This window comes from Pantoea sp. USHLN256 (genome assembly GCF_037149875.1).
GTDB classification, from domain to species: domain Bacteria; phylum Pseudomonadota; class Gammaproteobacteria; order Enterobacterales; family Enterobacteriaceae; genus Pantoea; species Pantoea nemavictus.
This window is the reverse complement of record NZ_JBBCQO010000005.1, coordinates 373397-395555: the sequence shown is the minus strand read 5'-3', so window position 1 is coordinate 395555 and position 22159 is coordinate 373397. Positions and strand designations below refer to the sequence as shown.

The following is a 22159-nucleotide window of genomic DNA, read 5'->3' as shown; positions in this document are numbered from 1 at the left end:
ATCACCATGATTAACGGCATTAAAGCGCTGAATCGCTCCCTGCGTTGGGGCATGGTCGGCGGCGGTGGTACCAGCCAGATTGGCTACATCCACCGTTCGGCGGCGACGCGTGATAACAACTTTACGCTGCTGGCGGGCGCCTTCGATATCAACGCTGAACGCGGCCGCGCGTTTGGCACTTCGCTGGGTATCGATGCCGAGCGCTGCTATGCAGATTACGAAACGATGTTTGCTGCGGAAGCGGCACGTGCGGACGGCATTGAAGCGGTGTCGATTGCTACGCCTAACAACACCCACTTCACCATCTGCCGTGCGGCGCTGAATGCGGGGTTGCACGTGGTGTGCGAGAAGCCGCTGTGCTTCACCGCCGCCGAAGCCGATGAGCTGGAACAGCTGTGCAGCGAGAAGAAGAAAATTATCGGTGTGACCTACGGCTATGCCGGGCATCAGCTGATTCATCAGGCGCGCGAGATGATCGCCGCAGGCTTGCTGGGCGAGATTCGCATCATCAATATGCAGTTCGCCCACGGTTTCCATAATGAAGCAGTTGAGCTGCAGAACGAAAGCACCAAATGGCGCGTGGATCCGCGTTTTGTCGGCCCTAGCTACGTGCTGGGCGATTTAGCGACGCATCCGCTGTTTATTGCCGAAACCATGGTGCCGCATCTGCAGGTAAAACGCCTGCTGTGCAGCCGCCAGAGCTTTGTTAAAACCCGCGCGCCGCTGGAAGATAACGCCTTCGTGATGATGGAGTACGATAACGGCGCGGTCGGTACCATGTGGGCTTCTGCGGTGAACTGCGGTTCGATGCACGGTCAGAAAGTGCGCGTAATTGGTGAGAAAGCCAGTCTTGAGTGGTGGGACGAGCAGCCGAATCAGCTGCGCTATGAAGTGCAGGGCGAGCCGGTGCAGATTCTCGAGCGCGGCATGGGTTATCTGCATCAGAGCGCGCTGGCTGACGACCGTATTGGCGGCGGCCATCCGGAAGGGCTGTTTGAAGCCTGGTCGAATCTCTATCGCCGCTTCGCGCTGGCGATGGATGCCACCGATCGCGGCGATGCCGCCTTCCTGCAGGCGTTCTGGTATCCCGGCGCGCATGCTGGCTTGATGGGCGTACGTTGGGTGGAGCAGTGCGTGAAATCCGCCGACGCGGGCGCGGTATGGGTGGATTGTTGAATCCAGTGCGGTGATGGACCTGGTCGGCATTCATGCCGACCAGCAACTCAATGCGACCGCAAATCACTCAAAAACCGCTGCGCGCGCGGGTGCTGCGGCTGGGTGAAGAACTGTTCCGGCTTGGATTTCTCCAGAATCTGTCCCTGATCCATAAACCAGATGGTATCCGCCACTTCACGCGCAAAGTTCATCTCGTGGGTGACGCACATCATCGTCATCCCTTCCTGCGCCAGACTGCGCATCACCGACAGCACTTCGCCCACCATTTCCGGATCGAGCGCCGAGGTGGGTTCATCAAACAGCATCACCGGCGGTTTCATCGCCAGCGCACGGGCAATGGCCACGCGCTGCTGCTGACCGCCGGAAAGCTGCGCCGGATAGGCATCGGCTTTATGCGATAACCCTACACGCTCCAGCAATTCACCCGCCTGGCGACGAGCCTCCGAACGCTTCACGCCCAGCACTTTCATTGGCGACATCATAATGTTCTCGGCCACCGAGACATGCGGGAACAGGTTAAAGCTCTGAAACACAAAGCCAATGCGCGTGCGCAGTTGGTTAAGGCGCGTGCTGCTGCCGTGAATATCAATGCCATCAAACACGATCTGGCCATCATCGATCGGCTCCAGGCGGTTAACGGTACGGATCAGCGTCGATTTGCCCGAGCCGGAAGGGCCGCATACCACCACCACTTCGCCGCTATTAATCTCGGCGCTCAGGTTGGTCAGCGCCTGGTACGCGCCGTACCATTTGTTGACCTGATTAAACATGATCATCGGTCCCATGGTGCTTCCTTATTGCGAAGAGGTTTTAGTCAGCATTACCGCCGGCGCCACGCTGCTGGCAAGCTGCGGCGGTTGGCGACGTTTCTGCGCTATGTGCGCTTCGAGTTTATTGGCAAGCCAGGTGAGGCTAAAGCAGATGAGGTAGTAGCTCAGCGCCACAATGGCGAACACCTGGAACGGTTTGGTCAGCAGCTGATTGCTCACCTGATTGGCGGCAAACGTCAGCTCCGGCACGTTAATCACATAGCCCAGCGTGCTGTCTTTGATGATCGACACCAGTTGGCTGACCAGGCTGGGCAGCGTGTTGAACAGCGCCTGCGGCAGAATCACCAGACGCAGGGTTTTCAGATGGCTCATGCCCAGCGCGCGTGACGCTTCATATTGCCCGTGCGGCAGCGACTGAATGCCGCCGCGCACGATCTCGGCGATATAGGCGCTCTCGTAGATCACCAACGTACACAGCATGGTGGCGAATCCGCTGATGTTGTGGCCAATCAGCAGCGGTACGCAGAAGTAGGTCCAGAACACCACCATCATCAGCGGAATACCGCGCAGCAGGTAAACCCAGCCGGTGGCGGGCCAGCTCAGCCAGCGCCATGGCGATAGACGCGCCAGGCCCAGCAGCACACCGATCGGAAACGCCAGCAGCACGGCCAGCACTGAGATCAGCAGCGTACAGAGCACGCCGCCAATCGGCCCATTCGGGTATTGGCCCATTAACAGCAGCATGCCGTTGTCATGCAAAATGGTGAAAATCTCAAACATCGCCATTACCTCGCATAGACGCGCTGGAAGCGGCGGGCCAGCAGCGCGCCCAGGCCCATCAGCAGCAGGGAGAAGAACAGATAGCCCAGGGTCGCCACGATGTAAGATTCGAAAGTGCGGAACGTCTGGTTCTCAATATCGCGGGTGACGTAGGTGAGATCCGCCACGCCAATCACCATCGCCAGGCTGGTGTTTTTAAACAGCAGCACCGTGTGGTTGATCATCGCTGGCAGCGCATTGCGGATACCCTGCGGCAGAATCACCGCATGCATGGCGCGCACATAGCTCATCCCCAGCGCACGCGCCGCCTCATTTTGCCCATCGGGAATGGCGCGCAGGCCGCTGCGGATATCTTCCGAGAAGTACGCCGCCTGACACAGGCCCAGCGCGGTAAGGGAGAACAGGAATTCGGCGTTGTAGTTGTTGATCCACATCTGCAGCGCTTCCGGCAGCAGGGTAGGAATAGCGAAATACCACATCATCAACTGGATTAGCGTCGGCACGTTGCGGTGATAGGAGACATAGGCTTTAACCAGCCCGACAGCCAGTCGATTTTCTGTCAGGCGGATCACCACCAGCAGCAATGCCAGCACCATCGCCAGCAGCCAGGCACCCAACGCCAGTTCAAGGGTGATCACCGTTCCGTCAACGATCATCTGGCCGTAATGGCCGGTTATCACACTGCTGAAATCGAGAGCCATACTGTTACCTCATGATCGCATGCTACGCGCTGTGGTCGCCCGGTCGCATGGTGGAAAGGCCGCCCGGCACCTGCAGCGTTGGGGTGATTTCGATGTTGCCGATATTCACCGCCAGCGGTGCGGCGAGCGCGAAGGCGACGCAGTCGGCGATATCTTTCGCCTGCGGCAGCTCGAAGCCATCAATGAAGCGGCGACGCGCCTCTTCATGATCGCCCGAGACGTTGCCGAAAATATCGGTGGCAACGCGGCCCGGACAGATTTCGGTGATGCGCACGCGTGCGCCATAGCAATCCACGCGCAGCTGGCGCGAAAGGGCGTGCACCCCGGCTTTGGTGGCGTGATAAACCGAGTTACCGTTGAAGTTGTAGATGGCGGCAATCGAGGTGATGTTGAAGACGTGGCCGCGATCGCGCGCCACCATGCCCGGCACCAGCAGACGGCACAAATGCAGCACCGCGCGCAAATTGACGTCGACCTGGGTTTCAACCACGTTCTCGTCGGCTTCAAGGATTGAACCGGGATGCGACACGCCGGCGTTGTTGACCAGAATGTCGATTTCGAGGTCTTTGCACAGCGCGGTCAGCGCGTTGACGTCGCTGACATCCACCGCGTGTGGAATGCAGCCGGTACGATCGGCGAGTGCCGCCAGTTGCTCTTTACGCCGCGCGACCGCATGTACGGTGATACCTTGCTGGCACAAGCGCTCCACAATCGCTTCGCCCATTCCCGCCGATGCACCGGTCACCAGTGCGGTTTTGTAATCTGAAAATGGCATGTGCCTCTCCTCGTTGTTGCGTCTTTTGACTGTATGCAGTTATGCCGCAAGGGCATAAGACATAAAAATTTTGAGGCGATAAGCGCCCCTTATAACGCTTGTCTGCGGCACTTCGCCCGTTCCAACATTGCGCAATAAATTGCGCCGCTACGCTATGAGCGGTGATTGATCGACCTACAAAATGCACGTATTGGTAGCGGCGCGATTTATCGCGCGGTGTTGACCTTCTCCGCCAACGGCGCAAATGTCAGAATCTCCTCGTCGTACTCCACTGGCGAAAGATGCTGCGGCGTGAGCGCCTGCACCGTGCCGCTGGCGGAACTGCGCACCGGCACATACAGCGGGCCCACCTGCACCAGCGCCACCACGTCGCCAGCCTGCACGTGTTGGCCAGGCGCAACAAAATCCTGCTGACTATGCGGATGGCGGCGCAGCAGCGTGCCGGGCATCGGTGCGCCGATACGTTGTGTTATGGGGGGGATTTCCGGGGCGGGAACCCTCGCGGATACGGGCGGTGGCGTGGAAGGCGTGACGGCAAAAGTTAACCGTATCGACCAGTGCTTGCCATCCAGCGCCAGGCTGCTCAGCCCCGCACTTTGCATCTTGCGCGCCAGGGCACGCAGCGTCGGCAGCGGTATTGCGGTTTTTTCCATAACATTCCCGTCAAAGCGAAGCACGCCCGCCGAAGCGGGCAAAATCGTAATCTAGCGCGTTCGTAAGACGGGCAGTAAGAGGGTTTCGCTTTGCGGTAATAAGCGGGTCTTATCCCACCAGCGTTAGCGGATGGTTCTCGACATTGCGGCGTGACATCAGCGACAGCAGAATCGATTTCACCGCTTCAGCCGGTTGGGACAGCGGCAGGTGATCGGACATGCAGAACGACAGCGACACCTGCACATCCGGATCGACGATCTTCGCCATCCACGCATCGCCGCTTTTCAGCATCGCGCGCGCCGCAGACTCCGGCATGATGGTGGTGCCGAGACCGGCGCTCAGTGCGGCATTCAGCGTGGTTTGTGATTCGATTTCGCATTTCACGCGGTACTGCAGATTGTTGTGCACGAAAGCATCGTCGAGCACTTTGCGCATGATGTTATAGACGCGCGGCAGGAACAGATCGTACTGCGCCACCTGCGCCAGCGGGATCTCTTTCACCGGCTGGGCGAGGCTGAACGGGCAGACGAAGTAGAGATCCTCTTTCATTAGCGGCATAAAACGCAGGCCGTGAATGGTGCGATGATCGTAAATCACCGCCATATCCATGCGGCCATTCATGATCAGCTCGCTTAGCGTGGTGCCAAAGTTCTCATTGAAGTAGAGCACGATGCCAGGGTGCTGCTGCTGCACTTCCATCATCAGCGGCAACGCGAGGTTTTGCGCGGCGGTGCCCGGCGCTAAGCCGACCGAAACGCTGCCGCTTAGCGACGCACCCACCAGCTCAATGGCGCTTTGTGCCTGTTCGCACTGGCGCAAAATCGCCTGCGCGTGGGAATAAAGCGTTTTACCGGCTTCGGTCGGCGTCACGCCGCGCTTGGTACGAATGAGCAGTTGCTGATTCACTTCCCCTTCCAGCGTGGCCAGCTGCTGGCTCAGCGCAGGCTGGGCAATATGCAAAATATCGGCCGCCTGGGTCAGGCTGCCGACATCAACAATTTTAACAAAGTACTTAAGGCGACGAAGATTCATGGACACTTCCTCCAACAGAACGCATGTCTGTTACTAAGCAAAGTTGATGCCAAAATAAGCTTTCGCTATTGAACTCAGACAGGAGGATAGAGCCACAGTGCCTCCTAAGGCTGGTGCTGAGTTGGTGAGTTGCCGTGACGGCACGTGCTAGATCGCCACCTTTGCACTGGTATGGTGCGTGTCACTCATTAGATTTGGCGATGATGGGAGTGAGTAGAGTGCCGGTGCGCGGTGTCATCCGGCACTAAAAGTAACACTCTATTAACATCGCGTCAGGCGGTGGCGCGTGACCTGCCGCGCATTTCCACATTAGGCTCGCCACCTTTATGACGAAAGTGTGCGGTCGGTTCAGTCATCGCTTTGTGTTATATCACCACAACAAAGCACTATTAACCGCCGCTTCGGGCAAAAACCTATTCTCTGGTAAACGTGGTGTTTGCAGCTTGCTGCGAGCCGTTCATGCTGACACAGAGCCAGGATTAACCCATGCCCGAGATAGCCGATCGATTAAACAATGTTACCGTTTCAGCCTCCGTTGCCATGACCCAAAAGGCGCGCGATCTCGCGGCGCAGGGGATTGATGTGGTGGCGCTCTCCACGGGCGAGCCCGATTTCCCCACGCCGCCGCATGCGATTGAAGCCGCCTACGCTGCCGCGCGCGGCGGTGATACGCGTTATCCGCCCACCGACGGCACGCCTGCGCTGCGCAAGGCGATCCAGCTGAAATTCAAACGCGATAATCAGCTGGATTATGACGTCAGCCAGATCCTCACCGCGGGTGGCGCCAAGCAGATCATCTTTAACGCCATCATGGCGACCATCAATCCGGGCGACGAAGTGGTGATCCCCACGCCGTCATGGATCAGCTATGCCGATATCGTCAAATTCGCCGGTGGGATTCCGGTGGCGCTGCCGTGTACGCAGGAGAACGGCTTTAAACCGCTGCCTGCCGATCTCGATGCCGCCATCACCGACAAGACCAAATGGCTGCTGCTCAACTATCCGAGCAACCCAACCGGTTCGGTGGCGACCAAAGCGGAGCTGCAAGCGCTGGGCGAGGTGCTGTTGCGCCATCCGCAGGTGTGGATCATGACCGACGATATCTATGAGCACCTGATTTATGACGAGGTACGCTTCTACACGCTGGCGCAGGTTGAACCGCGCCTGTTTGATCGCGTACTGACGGTGAACGGCGTGTCGAAAGCCTATTCGATGACCGGCTGGCGCCTGGGCTTCTGTGGCGGCCCGGCGCCGTTGATTAACGCGATGAGCAACGTTAATACCCAGAACAGCGGCGGCGTCTGTACCTTAACGCAGGCGGCCGCGGTGGCGGTGCTGGAAGGTCCACAGGATCTGTTGCAGGAGCGGGCGCGCATCTACCGCGAACGCCGCGATTACGTGCTGGAGCGCCTGACCTCGATTGATGGCCTGCGCTGCCACAAACCCCAGGGCGCGTTTTATCTGTTTGTGAATATCGCCGGCTATATTGGCAAAACCAGCGCCGGTGGTCGGTTGATCGCCAATGATGCTGATTTTGTGCTGGCGTTGATTGAGGAGCAGCACGTGGTGACGGTGCAGGGCGCGGCGTACGGGATGAGTCCGTTTATTCGGTTGTCGTATGCGACGAGCATGGAGCGGTTAGAGACTGGATGCGATCGCATTGCGGCGTTTTGCGACGGCTGTCGCTGAGATCTTGTTCGCACGAAGCGAATTTCGTTCGCACGAAGCGACTTTCGTTTGCATGGAGCGACTTTCGTTCGCCATCGGCTGAGGCAGTTGCAGTTCCGCCGTGCGGCGACCGAGCAAAGGGCGCCTGGCCGCGCCCTCTGCACTCCCCGGCCTTGCGCCAGCCCAGCCCGCCGCTGCGCGGTGCCTTCGCTCGTTCACGATTCCTGACGGACCGGCGGCGATTCGCTCCTGCTCAGCGCTGCCTCTCGCCGCATCCCTGCGGCTCGCCCTGGAATCCCTCTCTCGGTCAGCGGGTTGGGATGTCGCCTCAACACCCGCGCTGTGACAGCAATGCGTTCTCTTGCTTCATATTCGCGGTCTGTTTTGTAGGGGCGCCATTTATGGCGACCAGGGTTATTGCGCTAATACTTGCGCGGCCGGGGCGACCTGATGGCCGCTGGCTTCGATTTCGCTGCGTACAATATTGGCGAGCGCCAGTGAACCGGGCGTGTCGCTGTGAACCAGAATCGAACGCGCGCGCACCCTGATCTCCTCGCCTTCAATCGTCGTGACCGTGCCGTGCTGCAAAAACTGACGCACGCGGGCGCGCAGTGCGTTCTCTTCTTTGATCACCGAACCGGCGATGCCGCGCGGCACCAGGCGACCTTGCGCGTCATAGGCGCGGTCGGCCAGGAACAGCGTGAGCGTTTTCAGCCCTGCAGCCTGCGCGGCGGCTTCGATGAGCGTATCGGGCTGGGCGAAGATGATCAGATCGCTATTGATGCGCGCCACTAATTCCATCACCTGTTTTGCCAGCGCGGCATCGCGATTGACGATGTTGCCCATCGCGGCGTGGAAGCTGAAGTGCGACACCTGCGTACCTTCTGCAACGGCAATCGCCATCAGCGCACCGAGTTGATACGCCACCTGCTGGCAAATCTCTTCGGCGCTAAACGGCAGCTCGCGACGGCCAAAACCCTGGCGATCGGGCAAGCCGGGATGCGCACCAATGCCCACGCCATGCTCTTTCGCTAGCCGCACCATGTTGGTCATGATCGCCGGATCGCCCGCGTGGAAACCGCAGGCGATATTGGCCGACGACACCACTTTCATTAGGGCGGCGTCATCGCACAGCTGATAAACGCCGAAGCCTTCGCCCATATCGGAATTCACATCAATCTTCATGGCTGGGTTCCTGTTACGGATTAAACGGTAAGGGCTTTACGCAGTGGCTGGCAGCTGAGGCGCAGCCGATTCAGCCAGCGCGCAACTTCCTGTTCGATAGCGATGGCTTCGCGCGCATCGCTCTGGATCAGCTGGATCGACTGACCCGGCAGCACCTGCCCAAGTCGCCACAGATCCTGCTCGATCACCCCGGCGATCTTCGGATATCCGCCGGCGGTATTGGCATCGCTGAGCTGGATAATCGGTTCGCCACCCGGCGGCACCTGCACAATACCGGGGATCAAACCGTAGGATCGCATCTCAACGCTTTCGGATGGGAAAATGGGATCGCCCGCCAGTCGATAGCCGGTGCGATTGCTTTGATTGGAGACTTGCCACGACTGCTGCCAGAAACGTGCGGCATCGGCGGCAAACAGCGGATATTCGCCCGACGGTATGGCGCGCAGCTGTATTTCACCGGCGCTGTTGCGCGGAAACCAGCTCTGCAAGGCGCTGTCCGGCGGTTCAATACCGATGCCGCTTACCGGCAGCGGCGGCACGCGGCTTTCGCCCAGCGCCAGCCGATCGCCACGCTGAAGCGGGCGTCCATCAACACCACCGAAACCGCCGCGCAGCGCGGTACTGCGCGAACCGAGCACCAGCGGCACATCAATCCCGCCGGCGACACACACGTAGCCACGCGCGCCGCTACGCGGGTAACGCAGCTCCAGCAGTTGCCCGGCGCGCACGCCGCAGCCCCACCATGGCGGCAGCGGCGTGCCATCCAGCGTGGCGCGACAATCGGCGCCGGTCACCGCGATGCTGCTGTCCTGCAGAAAACGCATGCGAAACGGGAACAGCTGCACTTCAAGTGCCGCCGCGTTTTCATCGTTGCTCAGCAGCAAATTACCAGCACGCAGCGCCAGCGCATCCATCGCGCCGCTCACCGATACGCCCATGTGGCGGAAGTTGAAACGTCCTAAATCCTGTACCGTATTCAGCGCACCGCTCTGTTCGATCTCAATCACAGCTCAATCCTCTGCGGCAGAAAACGGATGCGATCGCCCGGCGCCATCAGCGCAGGGGATTCCGCCAGCGGGTCAAACACCGCCAGTTCGGCAAAGCCAATAGCATTCCAGCCGTTTGGACCGGTCAGCGCCGAGACGCCCGCCTGCGCGCCGCCGATGGTGACGGTGCCTTTCAGCATGCTGAGCGACGGCACTTTCTTACGCGGCGTCGCTAGCTGCGGATCTAAACCATGCAGATAGCCGAAGCCCGGCGCGCTGCCTAAGGCAAACACCGTGTATTCGCTTTGATGATGCAGACGTACCACCTCCCGCGGGCTCAGACCGGTATGACGGCACACGGCTTCGAGATCGGTGGCGTGTTCGCCGCCGTAATGCACGGGGATTTCAATCAGTTTGCCCTGCGGGCTGATCGCCTGCGCCTGATTCCAGGCGGCGTGCAACTGCATGCGCACGGCGGTTTCATCGCTGGGAATGTGGCGGAACAGCACCAGCAGGTTTGTGACGCCGGGAATCAGCGCTTCAATCGCTTCGTCGGCATGCAGCAGGCGCGCCAGCGACCAGATGCGGCGCTGTGCCGGGAGATCGAAACCGCCCGGCGCTTCCACCAGCCACGCACGTGCACCAATGGTGGAGAGTTTGATATCAGAGGAGCAAGCCAGCGCGGGGGCGCTGGCGGGCTGGAGAGCAGAGTGCGACGTCACGGGCATGGTTATTCCAGCGGTTCAAATTTCAGACTGGAGAGCGGCTGCACGCGCTCTTCACGCACCATTTTGTATTCGGTATTTGGCCCAATCCAGGTGTCCCAGATTTTGTCGATAGTGCCATCATCATCCATCGCCTTCAGGCTGCTGTTGACGCTGGCCAGCAGTGCCGGCTCGTCACGCTTCATGCCGACACCAATCGGCTCCAGCGCCATGGGCTCTTTAATCATCGCCAGATTGATGCCGTCTTTTTTCGCCTGCGAGATGGTTTTGATGCCGGTCATGGTGTTGGTGACGAAGCCCACTGACTTGTTCTGCTGCAGTGCGAGGAACGCGGAGGCTGAATCCTGGAAAGTCACCGCTTTGCCGCCTTTGATGTGGATCGACTGCTCAGAGGTGGTGCCTTTAGTGGCGCTGATGCGTTTCCCCTGGAAGTAGCTCAGCGGCTTATCGGCCAGCGGTGCTTTCACCAGCAGCATCTCTTTGGCGACGTAATAGGGATCGCTGAACTGAATCTGGTTGCCGCGGGTTTTGGTGTAGGCAAGGTTGGCGATCAGCACGTCGGCGCGCCCGGTGGCGATCACCGCAATGCGCGCTTCAACCGAAGTCGGCACCAGCGTCAGCTTGACGTTCATCTGCTTCGCCAGCGCGTTACACAGATCGATATCCATCCCCGCCAGCTGGCGTGTTTTTGGGTCCGGAGAGGAGAAGGGCGGGACGTCCGAATAGACCGCACACTTCAGCTCGCCGCTGGATTTGATGTTCGCCATCATGTCTGCATGCGCAGCAGAAATAGTCAGTAGCGGCAGCAGTGCCAGCCCGATGGTGGTAGATCTTTTCATGGTCATGTGAACGTCCTCAATGATGAATACCACGGCGTCACCGGGTCGGAGCGCCAGCGTTCTCGCTTTTCTGGACTATATCGGCTTTGTTTTCAGACTAAAAAGAGGGAAACCCTGTTGTGCAATAGCGAAAAAATATGACCAGCGGGGCATAAGTTCTTTCTATTCGGGCAGAGCGAAAAAGTGTTATCCAGCGCACACTTTTCTCGCCAGGCTGCATGCATGTCCTCTCGGCAGTCCCGCCGATTGCAAGTGGTAGAGAGAATAGAAACCGCATGAATGCCCGATTAGGCGTGTTACTGAAGATTTTGGCCGCGCTATGCGCCACGTTGATGCTGGCGTGCGTGAAGGGGCTGAACGGTGCGATTCCCACCGGCGAAGTGATTTTTTTCCGCAGTTTTATCGCCCTGTTTCCGCTGTTGATATGGCTAAAAGTGCAGGGCAACGTGATGGAAAACCTTAAAACGCGCAACCTGTTTGGCCACTTCATTCGTGGTTTTTCCGGCACCGGCGGCATGTATTTTAACTATCTGGCGCTGGTGTATATCTCGCTGGCCGATGCGACGGCGCTGAGCTACGCGGCACCGCTGTTTACCGTCATTTTGGCGGCGATGCTGCTTAAAGAGCGGGTGCGGATGTCGCGCTGGGTAGCGGTGGTGGTGGGGTTATCCGGCATTTTGATTATGCTTTCCTCCAGTCTGAGCGCCAGCGGCGCGCTATTTTCCAGCCAGGCCAGCAACGCGACGACCAGCCTCGGCGTGGCGTTTGCGTTGATTGCGGCGCTCTGTTCGGCGACCTCGAACGTGCAAATCCGCTTTCTTAACGGCATCGAGAAGCCGGGCGCGATTGTGTTCTATTTCTCGCTGATGACCACCCTTATCGGCCTGGCAACTGCGCTGTTTGGCTGGACCCAACCCAACGCGTTGCAGTTGTTACTGCTGGTGGGCTGCGGCTTGTTTGGCGGCCTGGCGCAGATTTTAGTGACGCTAAGCCTGCGTTACGCCGATGCCTCGCTGCTGGCGCCGTTCGATTACACCACGCTGGTGTGGTCGATGCTGATTGGGTATCTGTTTCTGCATAGTTTGCCGGGCAGCACCACTTTACTGGGGGCATCAGTTGTGGCGCTGGCCGGCATTTTCGCGGTGTGGCGTGAGAATCGACAGCGTAAACTGGCGATGGTGAGCAGTACGCCTTAGCAAGGTGCGCAGGAATGCTCACCCTACAACGGTGAAACATGGGCATTGCGTTAACGAAACACATCATCAATGATTTCAACCTGCTTGCTGCGCAGCGTCTCATCCAGCCAGCTGCGCTCCAGCGAGCCGGTTTTTGCCAGCTCGAAGTTGCGTTCATCAACAATCAAATAGGCCTGTGCCGCTTCGAGAATACGCGCCGCATCCTGGCGTGGAATGACAATCACGCCATCCGCATCGCCCAACACGATATCGCCCGGTGAGACGTGGATTTTGCCGCAGGCAATCGGCACATTGATTTCACCCGGACCATCCTTAAATGGGCCGCCTGGCGTGTGACCGGCGGCGTACAGGGGGAAGTCCATGCGCGACAAACCGTCGATATCACGTACCGGCCCATCCAGCACAATGCCTTCCATACCGCGCTGTTTGGCGTAAGTCGCCATCACTTCGCCCATCAATGACTGACTGCGATCGCCTTCGTTCGACAGGATGATCACATCGTTACGGCCCGCCATGTCTAACGCTTTATGTAGCATCAGGTTGTCGCCAGAGCGGGCTTTGACCGTAACGGCCAGGCCGCACATTATCGGCTGGCGCGGCGCGGTTTTCAGGCTGATCTCCGACGACAACGCGGGCAAGCGGCTCATGCAATCGGCTACCACCGCAGCCGGCAAACAGCGAAAGGCTTCCAGCAGCGGTTCGGCATCGGCCGGACGACGTAAATAGATTCGGTTTCCTGCGCTCATCGTTATTTTCCTGTAGGGGATGTTTTGATAATCGGATAGTGATATTTAATCGTTAATTAAATGGGTGAAAATAATTGTTTTATTTGATGACTGTTTAATGCATCAGCTTATTAAGCATGCACTCAAGTAAACTCTTTAATAATCAGCTGTGTTTAAAGCTTACGCGATTGCATCGGTGTTACGTATCGGATGTTACGGCTTACGGAAACAGGATCACGAAATAACATTGTGCCGTTATTTAACTCGCTGATAATTAATTTTATTGGATTTTATTATGGGGAGATAAATTTAAAGTATTAGCTGGCGGGAATGATATTGGCATCGATTAGTGCAGGATCATGAAGATGTATTGAGGGGAGGAAAAAATGCGTTGGGATTTACAAACGCAGAAAAGCAAAAACCCAGCCATAAGCTGGGTTTTCTAAATGTTGGTGCCCGGACGCGGAATCGAACCACGGACACGGGGATTTTCAATCCCCTGCTCTACCGACTGAGCTATCCGGGCAACGGGGCGCATTAAACCTTAATGGCTCTCAGTCGTCAACGGCTTTCGTCAAAAAAGCGTAGCAATCGTGATTGATTGCTTGCTTTTCAGACAAGATGGATAAAAAGGCTACGCCAGTGCGCCGTTCTGACGACACAGCGCGATGCCGAGCACATCTTCCGCTAAGCGGCGCGCCGTTTCCACATCCTGTACATTGCGTTTCACCAGCAGCTTGCTCAGGCAACCTTCCAGAATTAGCTCCATCTGATCGGCCACCATGGTGGGATTATCCAGCGCTAAATCAACCAGAATTTCGTGGGTAAACTGCCATGAGCTGCGTTTTTGCTGTTCAGCTAACTGATGCACAGGATGGTCGGGCTGAGGATAGAAGCTGCACGCGGCGATGAACAGGCAGCCGGGAAAGCGGCTTTTGCTAACGTATTCACTTAATACCTGGTAGCGTGCCAGCAGCTTTTGTTCGGCGCTGAGATGTTCATTTAGCTGCACCTGGCGGCGCCAGCTATCGATTTGCTGGCCATGATAGCGCAGCGCATCGTACAGCAGGGCATCACGATCGGGCCAGAAGCGCGTTAACTGCTCTGCTTCCAGACCGCTTTCACCCGCCAGCTGCGTTAAAGATGTGGTGGCGGCCAGGCCGCTCTGTTCGAGCACATTCAGCGCATGCTCGAGTATTTGTTCACGTTGCAAGTGACTCTCCTCTGGAATGCGGGCCCGCTCGCGGACAAACGGGCAGTGTCCTGCAGACAGTGTCGTTTAACGCGACACATTGTGCAAATGCGCGCGGAAATCGGCGGCGTTGAGGAAGCCGGTGACACGCGAATCGGGAATCTCTTTGCCTTGCGCATCGAAGAACAGAATGGTCGGCAAGCCTAAAACCTGCAGATGCTGCAACAGCGCGTTATCCTGCGCGTTGTTGGCGGTAACGTTGGCTTGTAGCAGCTGCACCTGGCTCAACGCGCTGCGCACGCCATCGTCACTGAAGGTATATTTTTCGAACTCCTTGCAGGCGACGCACCAGTCGGCATACAAATCGACCATGGTGATACGGCCTTGCGCCTGCTGCAGCGCGCTCTCGAGCTGAGCGCTGCTGGCAATGGTCTGGAACGGCAAATGCGCCACGGTTTGCACACTGCTGCTGCCAAATGCCCAATCCTGTAAGGGTCGAGCACTCACCAGCGCGGCGGCCAGCATGATGATTTGCAGCACGCGCCATTTGCCGGTCGCCCGCAGGCTGAGGCTGAATGCCCAGGCAAAAAACGCCACGCCGAGCAGACTCCACAGACGCAAGCCCCAGACATCGCCAATCACCCGCTCCAGCAAGAACACCGGCAGCGCCAGAATCACAAAACCAAAGCCCTCTTTGACCGTTTGCATCCACGGCCCGCTTTTCGGCAGCAGCTTATTACCAAACATCGTCACGGCAATCAGCGGCAGGCCCATGCCGAAGGCATACAGCCACAGCGTGCCGGCGCCGGCCCACAAATTACCGCTCTGCGCGATATACAGCAGAATGGCGCTGAGCGGTGCGGTGGTGCAGGGGGAACAAATCAGCCCAGCCAGCGCGCCCATCATGAAGACGCCCGGCAGCGATCCGCCTTGCTGACGATTGCTCCACAAGGTGAGGCGGGTTTGCAATCCGGAAGGCAATTGCAGCGAGAACAAGCCAAACATCGACAGCGCCAGCACCATGAACAGCGCCGATAGGCCAATCAGCACGTAAGGATGCTGTAGCGCCGCCTGGAAGCGTAATCCTGCTGCCGCAACGACCATGCCGAGCACGGTGTAAGTCAGCGCCATGCCCTGCACATAAACCATCGCCAGCGCGAACAGTCGACCCATCGAATAGCGGCGCGGGCCACCCAAAATGATGCTGGAGATCAGCGGATACATCGGCAGTACGCACGGCGTGAAGGCCACGCCGATACCAATCAGCAGTGCCCACAGCGGAGAAAACGGCAGCGGCGTACTTTGATGGGTTGGCTGCGCGCGGGCAGCGGGCGCATCCTGATTGGCGGCCACCGCGCTGAGCGGCACACTGCGGGTTTCGGGCGGATAGCAGAATCCGGCGGCGGCGCAGCCCTGATACGTCACGGTAACGGTCGCGCCGGCATCGGCCTGGCGCAGGGTGACCGGCAGCTGCAGATCCTGCGGGTAGATTTCACTTTTGCCGTAAAACTCATCTTCATGCGGCTGGCCCGGCGGCAAGCTCAGCGGAGCAATCTGCGCTTTTTGCGGCGTGACGTGAATTTGCTGGCGATAGAGATAGTAGCCATCTTTCACTTTCCAGCTCAGCGTCAGCTGATTTCCCTGCTGGCTGAAATCGAAGCCAAATGCCTGATCAACCGGTACAAAGCGGCTGTTGTTATTGGGAGAGAAAAGTGAGGCTTGTGCCGAAAGGCAAAAGGTCAGTGCCAGGCAAAAGCCGGCAAGGCGTAAGAGTCGAGCAGCCATAACGAATGAATTAGCTCCGGTGGCGAATAGGCCGCGATGATAGCACGGCCGCCTCGCCACGAGGTTTTCAGGATGTAACGGCGCTACAAAATCAGGCTACCAAACAGGAAACCAAACGCCACCGAGAAGGCAATCGCCAACACGCCGGGGATAATAAAGGAGTGGTTAAACACAAACTTACCGATACGGGTTGAGCCGGTATCATCCATTTCCACCGCAGCCAGCAGCGTTGGATAGGTTGGCAGCACGAATAGCGCGGAAACGGCGGCAAAAGATGCCACCGCCGCCAGCGGCGATACACCGAGCATCAGCGCGGCGGGCATTAGCGCTTTGGTGGTAGCGGCCTGCGAATAGAGCAGCGTGGCGGCGAAGAACAGCACCAGCGCTAGCATCCATGGATAACCTTGCAGCATGTCACCGGCCAGGTTTTGAATATCGGCCAGGTGCGCTTTGACGAAGGTATCACCCAGCCAGGCTACGCCCATCACGCAGATACAGGCGCTCATGCCTGATTTGAAGGTACTGGCGCTGAGAATCTCACCGGTATCAACTTTGCAGGTCAGGCAAATCAGCGTGGCAACGGTTAGCATAAACACCACGATGGCTTCGTTGCGCGGTAGCACCGGATTGCTGATGAGGCCCACGCTGTCGCTGATGGCGGTGGCGTAGAGCACCACGGCGGCGATACCGATCAGGAACAGCAGCACCGCGCGTTTCGCGCCCGGTTTGATGTCATACACCTGCTCGCCGCGCAGTTTCACTTCGCCTTTGGCTAAACGCGCCTGGTAAACCTCATCATCCTTTAACTCCTTGCCGAGGAAACTGGTGATGATGGCAGCACAGAAGATCGCCGCCATGGTGGAGGGCAGCGCCACGCCGAGCAGCGCCAGATAACTCACCCCGTGCGGCTCGAGAATCGAGGCGAAGAACACCACCGCTGCCGAGAGCGGCGAAGCGGTGATGGCGATCTGCGAGGCGACAACTGCTATCGACAGCGGGCGCGAAGGGCGCACGCCTTGCTCTTTCGCCACTTCGGCAATCACCGGCAAGGTAGAGAATGCGGTGTGACCGGTACCGGCCAGCAGCGTCATGACGTAAGTGACCAGCGGTGCGAGGAAGGTGACGTAGCGGGGATGGCGGCGCAGCAGGCGCTCTGCTAATCCCACCAGATAATCAAGACCGCCGGCGATCTGCATCGCGGCAATCGCGGCAATCACCGCCATGATAATTTCGATCACATCGAAAGGAATGGCACCGGGCTTTAAACCGCAAAACAGCGTCAGCGCCAGCACACCTAAACCGCCCGCGAAACCAATGCCGATGCCGCCAAGACGTGCACCGAGCCAGATCGCCAGCAGGACAATAACCAACTCCACTACTACCATTCGTTCCACTCCCTGAGCCGTGGAAAAATCCCGACTCTTAAAGTTGTAGCCGCCAAAATGAAAAAAGCACGCCGCATTGTATCGGGGCGTGCTTTTGGCAACTTGATCCGGAGCGGATTACTGTTCGTTTTCGTCGGTATAGCGTTTGGCTTTGTAGGTTGGATGCATCAGGTTTTGGATGGAGAAGATATCGTCCAGCTCGGCTTCCGTCAGTAAACCGCGCTCCAGCACCACTTCACGCACGCTCTTGCCGGTTTCAGCACAAATCTTACCGACGATATCGCCGTTGTGATGGCCAATATACGGGTTGAGGTAAGTGACGATACCAATCGAGTTAAACACGTAGGCTTCACACACCGCTTTGTTGGCGGTAATGCCGTTGACGCATTTTTCCAGCAGATTAAAGCAGGCGTTTGTCAGAATGCTGATTGACTCAAACAGCGCCTGGCCAATCACCGGCTCCATCACGTTAAGCTGTAGCTGGCCTGCTTCAGACGCCATGGTGACGGTGATGTCGTTGCCGATCACTTTGAAGCACACCTGATTCACCACTTCCGGCACCACCGGGTTCACTTTGGCCGGCATGATAGATGAACCGGCCTGCAGTTCTGGCAGGTTGATTTCATTCAGGCCAGCGCGTGGACCGGAGGAGAGCAGGCGCAAATCGTTACATATTTTCGACAGTTTCACCGCCAGACGTTTCAGTGCGGAGTGCACCATCACGTAGGCACCGCAGTCGGAGGTGGCTTCAATCAGATCTTCTGCTGGCACCACCGGCAGATTACTCACCTCTGCCAGACGCTGTACCGCCAGCTGTTGATAGCCCTCTGGTGTGTTAAGACGCGTACCGATGGCCGTGGCGCCGAGGTTCACTTCCAGCAGCAGTTCGGCGGTGCGCAGAATACTGCGGGTCTCTTCATTCAGCAGCACGTTAAACGCGTGGAACTCTTGGCCAAGCGTCATTGGCACCGCATCCTGCAACTGGGTACGGCCCATTTTCAGGATATTTTCGAACTCGACGGCTTTGCGCTGGAAGCCTTCGCTGAGCTGGCTGATGCCGTCGAGCAGTTTCAGGATTGAGGCATAAACCGCGATGCGGAAACCGGTTGGATAAGCATCGTTGGTCGACTGACACTTATTCACGTGATCGTTGGGATTGAGGTACTGATATTCCCCTTTCTGATGGCCCATCAGCTCCAGGCCGATGTTCGCCAGCACTTCATTGGTGTTCATGTTGACCGAGGTGCCCGCGCCGCCCTGATAGACGTCAACCGGGAACTGATCCATGCATTTGCCGTTATTGAGCACCTCATCACAGGCCTGAATAATGGTGTTTGCGATGTTGCGGGGAATGGTTTGCAGCTCTTTGTTGGCGAGCGCGGCTGCTTTCTTTACCATCACCATACCGCGGACAAACTCAGGTATGTCACTGATTTTGTTATTACTAATATAGAAGTTTTCAATCGCACGCAGAGTATGAACACCGTAATAAGCATCTGCTGGAACTTCGCGCATGCCTAAAAGGTCTTCTTCGATACGAATGTTGTTCGCCATGATTACCTTCTTATTATTGCTGCCTTGTTACTACCGGGCGTCCGAAGGGACGGGCGGCAATTAACGTGCAGGTGAAGCGATTATATTGTCGTGGAATGTCAGCGCCGACATATTATCCATCTTCACGCTGACGGGCACGATCATATTCTGATGTTACAGAATTGTTTGTGCACAGATCACTTTACGGGCTTTTGCAGGCCCAGCGGTAATAACGATATGTGATGTACTTCGCAATTTTAAGTCAGTGGGAAAAAAATGGCAGGATCGGTTGAAATCGGCGCCGCAAATGCCCATCTCTGTCAATACGGTCATGCAGACCCTCCCTTTCTGCTGTCTGGCAATTTGCGAGGCAGCTCCAACTCACAGGAGAATTCGGTGCGCTGGTTACCGTTAGTGATTTTTTTTGTATTGGCCTGGATTGAAATCTCAATCTTCATTCAGGTTGCGCATGCGCTGGGCGTGCTGCTCACCATGCTGCTGGTGATCTTCACCTCATGTATTGGTGTGTCGCTGGTGAAAAATCAGGGCATGAAGAACTTCCGGCTGATGCAGGAGAAGCTGGCGCGCAATGAGAGCCCGGCGGCAGAGATGACCAAGAGCGTTTCGCTGATCATCTCCGGTTTCCTGCTGCTGTTGCCGGGTTTCTTTACCGACTTCCTCGGCCTGCTGCTGCTATTGCCGCCGGTGCAGAAGCATTTGACGCTAAAGCTGATGCCGCATCTGCGCGTGTGGCGCGGACCGGGCGCGGGCCCCGACGCGGGCTTCACCATGGACGGTGAGTATGAGCGCAAGGATCAGGACAAGATTGGCCACGATAAAGACCAATAAACATGACAAGGCGGCGCAAGCCGCCTTTTTGCTGCATTTTTCGCCATCTATTGCAGAAACGAAAATATTTATATTTTTTACCCTTGAAAGCCCACTTATTGCCCCTATCTCTTCCAGCACGAGGCCGGAAGCCATGCAGTCCGGTTCTAACCCAAAAAATGAATGATTGGACTTCTCAAAGGAGAGCTATCAAATGAAAATTCGTCCATTGCACGATCGCGTCATCGTCAAGCGTAAAGAAGTTGAAGCTAAATCAGCGGGCGGCATCGTGCTGACCGGTTCAGCTGCCGGTAAATCTACCCGCGGTGAAGTCCTGGCTGTTGGCAAAGGCCGCATCCTGGAAAGCGGTGAAGTTAAGCCACTGGACGTAAAAGTGGGTGATCTGGTGATTTTCAGCGAAGGCTACGGTGCTAAGACCGAGAAAATCGACAACGAAGAAGTTCTGATCATCTCCGAAAGCGACATCCTTGCAGTTGTTGAAGCGTAATTTACGCGTAATTCACTGAACGAAACGAATTTAAGGGATATTTGAAATGGCAGCTAAAGACGTAAAATTCGGTAATGACGCACGCGTGAAAATGCTGCGTGGCGTAAACGTACTGGCAGATGCAGTAAAAGTTACCCTGGGCCCGAAAGGCCGTAACGTGGTTCTGGATAAATCTTTTGGTGCACCGACCATCACTAAAGATGGTGTTTCTGTTGCGCGTGAAATCGAGCTGGAAGATAAGTTCGAAAACATGGGCGCACAGATGGTGAAAGAAGTGGCCTCTAAAGCGAACGACGCAGCAGGCGACGGCACCACCACTGCAACCGTACTGGCTCAGGCGATCATCACCGAAGGCCTGAAAGCCGTTGCAGCGGGCATGAACCCGATGGATCTGAAGCGCGGTATCGATAAAGCCGTTATCGCCGCTGTTGAAGAGTTGAAAACCCTGTCTGTGCCTTGCCAGGATTCACGCGCAATTGCCCAGGTGGGTACCATCTCTGCTAACTCTGACGAAACCGTCGGCACCCTGATTGCTGATGCAATGGACAAAGTGGGCAAAGAAGGCGTTATCACCGTTGAAGAAGGCACCGGCTTGCAAGACGAGCTGGACGTGGTTGAAGGTATGCAGTTCGACCGTGGCTACCTGTCGCCGTACTTCATCAACAAGCCAGAAACTGGCGCAGTTGAGCTGGAAACCCCGTTCATCCTGCTGGCTGACAAGAAAATCTCTAACATCCGCGAAATGCTGCCTGTGCTGGAAGCCGTTGCTAAAGCCGGTAAGCCGCTGCTGATCGTTGCAGAAGACGTGGAAGGTGAAGCACTGGCAACGCTGGTGGTTAACACCATGCGCGGTATCGTGAAAGTGGCTGCGGTTAAAGCGCCGGGCTTCGGCGACCGTCGTAAGGCGATGCTGCAGGATATTGCTATCCTGACCGGCGGTACCGTTATCTCTGAAGAGATCGGTATGGAGCTGGAGAAAGCGACGCTGGAAGATCTGGGTCAGGCAAAACGCGTTGTGATCAACAAAGACACCACCACCATCATCGATGGCGTGGGCGATCAAGGCGCTATCTCTGGTCGCGTAACGCAGATTCGTCAGCAGATCGAAGAAGCGACCTCTGATTACGACAAAGAGAAACTGCAGGAGCGCGTAGCGAAACTGGCAGGCGGCGTTGCCGTACTGAAAGTGGGCGCAGCAACTGAAGTTGAAATGAAAGAGAAGAAAGCACGCGTTGAAGATGCCCTGCACGCAACCCGTGCTGCGGTTGAAGAAGGTGTGGTTGCAGGTGGTGGTGTGGCGCTGGTTCGCGTTGCAGCGAAAATCGCCGCATCTGGCCTGAAAGGCGATAACGAAGACCAGAACGTGGGTATCAAAGTTGCGCTGCGCGCAATGGAAGCGCCACTGCGTCAGATCGTGTCTAACGCCGGCGAAGAGCCATCTGTCGTTGCCAACAACGTGAAAGCGGGCGACGGTAACTACGGTTACAATGCGCAGACCGAAGAGTACGGCAACATGATCGACTTCGGTATCCTGGATCCAACCAAAGTGACGCGTTCTGCACTGCAATACGCTTCATCTGTGGCTGGCCTGATGATCACCACCGAAGCAATGGTCACTGACCTGCCAAAAAGCGACGCACCTGATTTAGGCGGCGCTGGCGGTATGGGTGGCATGGGCGGAATGGGCGGCATGATGTAATTGCCCCTGACTGCTTA

General features: G+C 57.1%; 21 protein-coding genes and 1 tRNA gene. 6 read left to right on the top strand and 16 right to left on the bottom strand.

The window, feature by feature from the left end; genetic code table 11:
* The first annotated feature begins 6 nt into the window (after positions 1-6).
* The gene (locus tag WFL93_RS15645) at positions 7-1176 is read left to right on the top strand and encodes a Gfo/Idh/MocA family protein (protein ID WP_049851330.1); all 1170 of its coding nucleotides are present in this window, start codon (positions 7-9) and stop codon (positions 1174-1176) included.
* 47 nt (positions 1177-1223) lie between these two features.
* Here the strand turns inward: WFL93_RS15645 and WFL93_RS15640 are convergent, their stop codons facing one another.
* The 6 genes from WFL93_RS15640 to nac form a co-directional block, all read right to left on the bottom strand.
* The gene (locus tag WFL93_RS15640; protein ID WP_007888432.1) at positions 1224-1961 is read right to left on the bottom strand and encodes an amino acid ABC transporter ATP-binding protein; all 738 of its coding nucleotides are present in this window, start codon (positions 1959-1961) and stop codon (positions 1224-1226) included.
* Positions 1962-1970: 9 nt separating this feature from the next.
* On the bottom strand, positions 1971-2726 hold the full coding sequence (locus WFL93_RS15635; protein WP_180822911.1) for an amino acid ABC transporter permease: 756 nt from the start codon (positions 2724-2726) through the stop codon (positions 1971-1973).
* Positions 2727-2731: 5 nt separating this feature from the next.
* A complete protein-coding gene (locus WFL93_RS15630; protein WP_007888428.1) occupies positions 2732-3427 on the bottom strand; it encodes an amino acid ABC transporter permease in 696 nt (231 codons plus the stop codon).
* A 22-nt stretch (positions 3428-3449) separates the two neighbouring features.
* The gene (locus tag WFL93_RS15625) at positions 3450-4202 is read right to left on the bottom strand and encodes an SDR family oxidoreductase (protein ID WP_049851331.1); all 753 of its coding nucleotides are present in this window, start codon (positions 4200-4202) and stop codon (positions 3450-3452) included.
* Positions 4203-4408: 206 nt separating this feature from the next.
* The gene (locus WFL93_RS15620; RefSeq protein WP_336778519.1) at positions 4409-4855 is read right to left on the bottom strand and encodes an acetyl-CoA carboxylase biotin carboxyl carrier protein; all 447 of its coding nucleotides are present in this window, start codon (positions 4853-4855) and stop codon (positions 4409-4411) included.
* Positions 4856-4964: 109 nt separating this feature from the next.
* Positions 4965-5888, bottom strand: coding sequence for a nitrogen assimilation transcriptional regulator NAC (nac, locus tag WFL93_RS15615; protein WP_049851333.1), 924 nt, complete (start codon positions 5886-5888; stop codon positions 4965-4967).
* Positions 5889-6374: 486 nt separating this feature from the next.
* Here nac and WFL93_RS15610 point away from each other — a divergent pair, with 486 nt between their 5' ends.
* Positions 6375-7577, top strand: a complete 1203-nt coding sequence (locus tag WFL93_RS15610; protein ID WP_336778518.1) for a pyridoxal phosphate-dependent aminotransferase — start codon at positions 6375-6377, stop codon at positions 7575-7577.
* 393 nt (positions 7578-7970) lie between these two features.
* On the opposite strand, the gene WFL93_RS15605 is transcribed toward WFL93_RS15610, so the two are convergent.
* Genes WFL93_RS15605 through WFL93_RS15590 form a run of 4 tightly spaced genes read right to left on the bottom strand, consistent with a single transcriptional unit; the run spans position 7971 to position 11297 of the window.
* On the bottom strand, positions 7971-8741 hold the full coding sequence (locus tag WFL93_RS15605; RefSeq protein ID WP_049851335.1) for a 5-oxoprolinase subunit PxpA: 771 nt from the start codon (positions 8739-8741) through the stop codon (positions 7971-7973).
* Between the two features lie 20 nt (positions 8742-8761).
* A complete protein-coding gene (locus tag WFL93_RS15600; RefSeq protein ID WP_336778517.1) occupies positions 8762-9748 on the bottom strand; it encodes a biotin-dependent carboxyltransferase family protein in 987 nt (328 codons plus the stop codon).
* Positions 9745-10455, bottom strand: a complete 711-nt coding sequence (pxpB, locus tag WFL93_RS15595; protein ID WP_336778516.1) for a 5-oxoprolinase subunit PxpB — start codon at positions 10453-10455, stop codon at positions 9745-9747. The genes WFL93_RS15600 and pxpB overlap by 4 nt, the downstream gene beginning before the upstream one ends.
* A gap of 2 nt (positions 10456-10457) precedes the next feature.
* Positions 10458-11297 (bottom strand): transporter substrate-binding domain-containing protein, encoded by an 840-nt coding sequence (locus WFL93_RS15590; protein WP_007886503.1) that lies wholly within the window; start codon positions 11295-11297, stop codon positions 10458-10460.
* A gap of 269 nt (positions 11298-11566) precedes the next feature.
* Between WFL93_RS15590 and WFL93_RS15585 the strand changes: the two genes are divergently transcribed.
* Positions 11567-12487 carry a DMT family transporter gene (locus tag WFL93_RS15585; RefSeq protein ID WP_336778515.1) on the top strand — a complete coding sequence of 307 codons (921 nt, stop codon included), beginning with the start codon at positions 11567-11569 and terminating at the stop codon, positions 12485-12487.
* Between the two features lie 50 nt (positions 12488-12537).
* On the opposite strand, the gene WFL93_RS15580 is transcribed toward WFL93_RS15585, so the two are convergent.
* The 6 genes from WFL93_RS15580 to aspA all read right to left on the bottom strand — a co-directional run bounded on the left by WFL93_RS15580 (position 12538) and on the right by aspA (position 19128).
* Complete coding sequence (locus WFL93_RS15580) at positions 12538-13233, bottom strand: RraA family protein (RefSeq protein WP_007886505.1); 696 nt, start codon at positions 13231-13233, stop codon at positions 12538-12540.
* 429 nt (positions 13234-13662) lie between these two features.
* Positions 13663-13738 (bottom strand) — tRNA-Phe (locus tag WFL93_RS15575).
* Between the two features lie 108 nt (positions 13739-13846).
* The gene (dicD, locus tag WFL93_RS15570; protein WP_007886581.1) at positions 13847-14425 is read right to left on the bottom strand and encodes a division control transcriptional repressor DicD; all 579 of its coding nucleotides are present in this window, start codon (positions 14423-14425) and stop codon (positions 13847-13849) included.
* A 66-nt stretch (positions 14426-14491) separates the two neighbouring features.
* Positions 14492-16189 carry a protein-disulfide reductase DsbD gene (locus WFL93_RS15565; RefSeq protein WP_336778514.1) on the bottom strand — a complete coding sequence of 566 codons (1698 nt, stop codon included), beginning with the start codon at positions 16187-16189 and terminating at the stop codon, positions 14492-14494.
* 83 nt (positions 16190-16272) lie between these two features.
* Positions 16273-17574: an anaerobic C4-dicarboxylate transporter gene (locus WFL93_RS15560; RefSeq protein WP_336778513.1), complete on the bottom strand. Its 1302-nt coding sequence runs from the start codon at positions 17572-17574 to the stop codon at positions 16273-16275.
* Positions 17575-17691: 117 nt separating this feature from the next.
* Positions 17692-19128: an aspartate ammonia-lyase gene (gene aspA / locus WFL93_RS15555; protein WP_049851342.1), complete on the bottom strand. Its 1437-nt coding sequence runs from the start codon at positions 19126-19128 to the stop codon at positions 17692-17694.
* A 375-nt stretch (positions 19129-19503) separates the two neighbouring features.
* Between aspA and WFL93_RS15550 the strand changes: the two genes are divergently transcribed.
* The 3 genes from WFL93_RS15550 to groL all read left to right on the top strand — a co-directional run bounded on the left by WFL93_RS15550 (position 19504) and on the right by groL (position 22142).
* Positions 19504-19956, top strand: a complete 453-nt coding sequence (locus tag WFL93_RS15550; protein ID WP_036620254.1) for an FxsA family protein — start codon at positions 19504-19506, stop codon at positions 19954-19956.
* Positions 19957-20149: 193 nt separating this feature from the next.
* Entirely contained in the window at positions 20150-20443 is a 294-nt protein-coding gene (locus WFL93_RS15545; protein WP_007886586.1) for a co-chaperone GroES, read from the top strand.
* A 46-nt stretch (positions 20444-20489) separates the two neighbouring features.
* A complete protein-coding gene (gene groL, locus WFL93_RS15540; RefSeq protein ID WP_007886587.1) occupies positions 20490-22142 on the top strand; it encodes a chaperonin GroEL in 1653 nt (550 codons plus the stop codon).
* Positions 22143-22159 lie beyond the last annotated feature (17 nt).

Excerpts from the sequence above, each read along its gene's own strand:
- WFL93_RS15585 (WP_336778515.1), top strand. The coding sequence starts at position 11,567 with ATGAATGCCCGATTAGGCGTGTTACTGAAGATTTTGGCCGCGCTATGC.
- WFL93_RS15635 (WP_180822911.1), bottom strand. The coding sequence starts at position 2,726 with ATGTTTGAGATTTTCACCATTTTGCATGACAACGGCATGCTGCTGTTA.
- aspA (WP_049851342.1), bottom strand. The coding sequence starts at position 19,128 with ATGGCGAACAACATTCGTATCGAAGAAGACCTTTTAGGCATGCGCGAA.
- groL (WP_007886587.1), top strand. The coding sequence starts at position 20,490 with ATGGCAGCTAAAGACGTAAAATTCGGTAATGACGCACGCGTGAAAATG.
- nac (WP_049851333.1), bottom strand. The coding sequence starts at position 5,888 with ATGAATCTTCGTCGCCTTAAGTACTTTGTTAAAATTGTTGATGTCGGC.
- WFL93_RS15605 (WP_049851335.1), bottom strand. The coding sequence starts at position 8,741 with ATGAAGATTGATGTGAATTCCGATATGGGCGAAGGCTTCGGCGTTTAT.
- WFL93_RS15560 (WP_336778513.1), bottom strand. The coding sequence starts at position 17,574 with ATGGTAGTAGTGGAGTTGGTTATTGTCCTGCTGGCGATCTGGCTCGGT.
- WFL93_RS15610 (WP_336778518.1), top strand. The coding sequence starts at position 6,375 with ATGCCCGAGATAGCCGATCGATTAAACAATGTTACCGTTTCAGCCTCC.
- WFL93_RS15580 (WP_007886505.1), bottom strand. The coding sequence starts at position 13,233 with ATGAGCGCAGGAAACCGAATCTATTTACGTCGTCCGGCCGATGCCGAA.
- pxpB (WP_336778516.1), bottom strand. The coding sequence starts at position 10,455 with ATGCCCGTGACGTCGCACTCTGCTCTCCAGCCCGCCAGCGCCCCCGCG.
- WFL93_RS15625 (WP_049851331.1), bottom strand. The coding sequence starts at position 4,202 with ATGCCATTTTCAGATTACAAAACCGCACTGGTGACCGGTGCATCGGCG.
- WFL93_RS15640 (WP_007888432.1), bottom strand. The coding sequence starts at position 1,961 with ATGGGACCGATGATCATGTTTAATCAGGTCAACAAATGGTACGGCGCG.
- WFL93_RS15545 (WP_007886586.1), top strand. The coding sequence starts at position 20,150 with ATGAAAATTCGTCCATTGCACGATCGCGTCATCGTCAAGCGTAAAGAA.
- WFL93_RS15620 (WP_336778519.1), bottom strand. The coding sequence starts at position 4,855 with ATGGAAAAAACCGCAATACCGCTGCCGACGCTGCGTGCCCTGGCGCGC.
- WFL93_RS15645 (WP_049851330.1), top strand. The coding sequence starts at position 7 with ATGATTAACGGCATTAAAGCGCTGAATCGCTCCCTGCGTTGGGGCATG.
- WFL93_RS15565 (WP_336778514.1), bottom strand. The coding sequence starts at position 16,189 with ATGGCTGCTCGACTCTTACGCCTTGCCGGCTTTTGCCTGGCACTGACC.
- WFL93_RS15590 (WP_007886503.1), bottom strand. The coding sequence starts at position 11,297 with ATGACCATGAAAAGATCTACCACCATCGGGCTGGCACTGCTGCCGCTA.
- WFL93_RS15630 (WP_007888428.1), bottom strand. The coding sequence starts at position 3,427 with ATGGCTCTCGATTTCAGCAGTGTGATAACCGGCCATTACGGCCAGATG.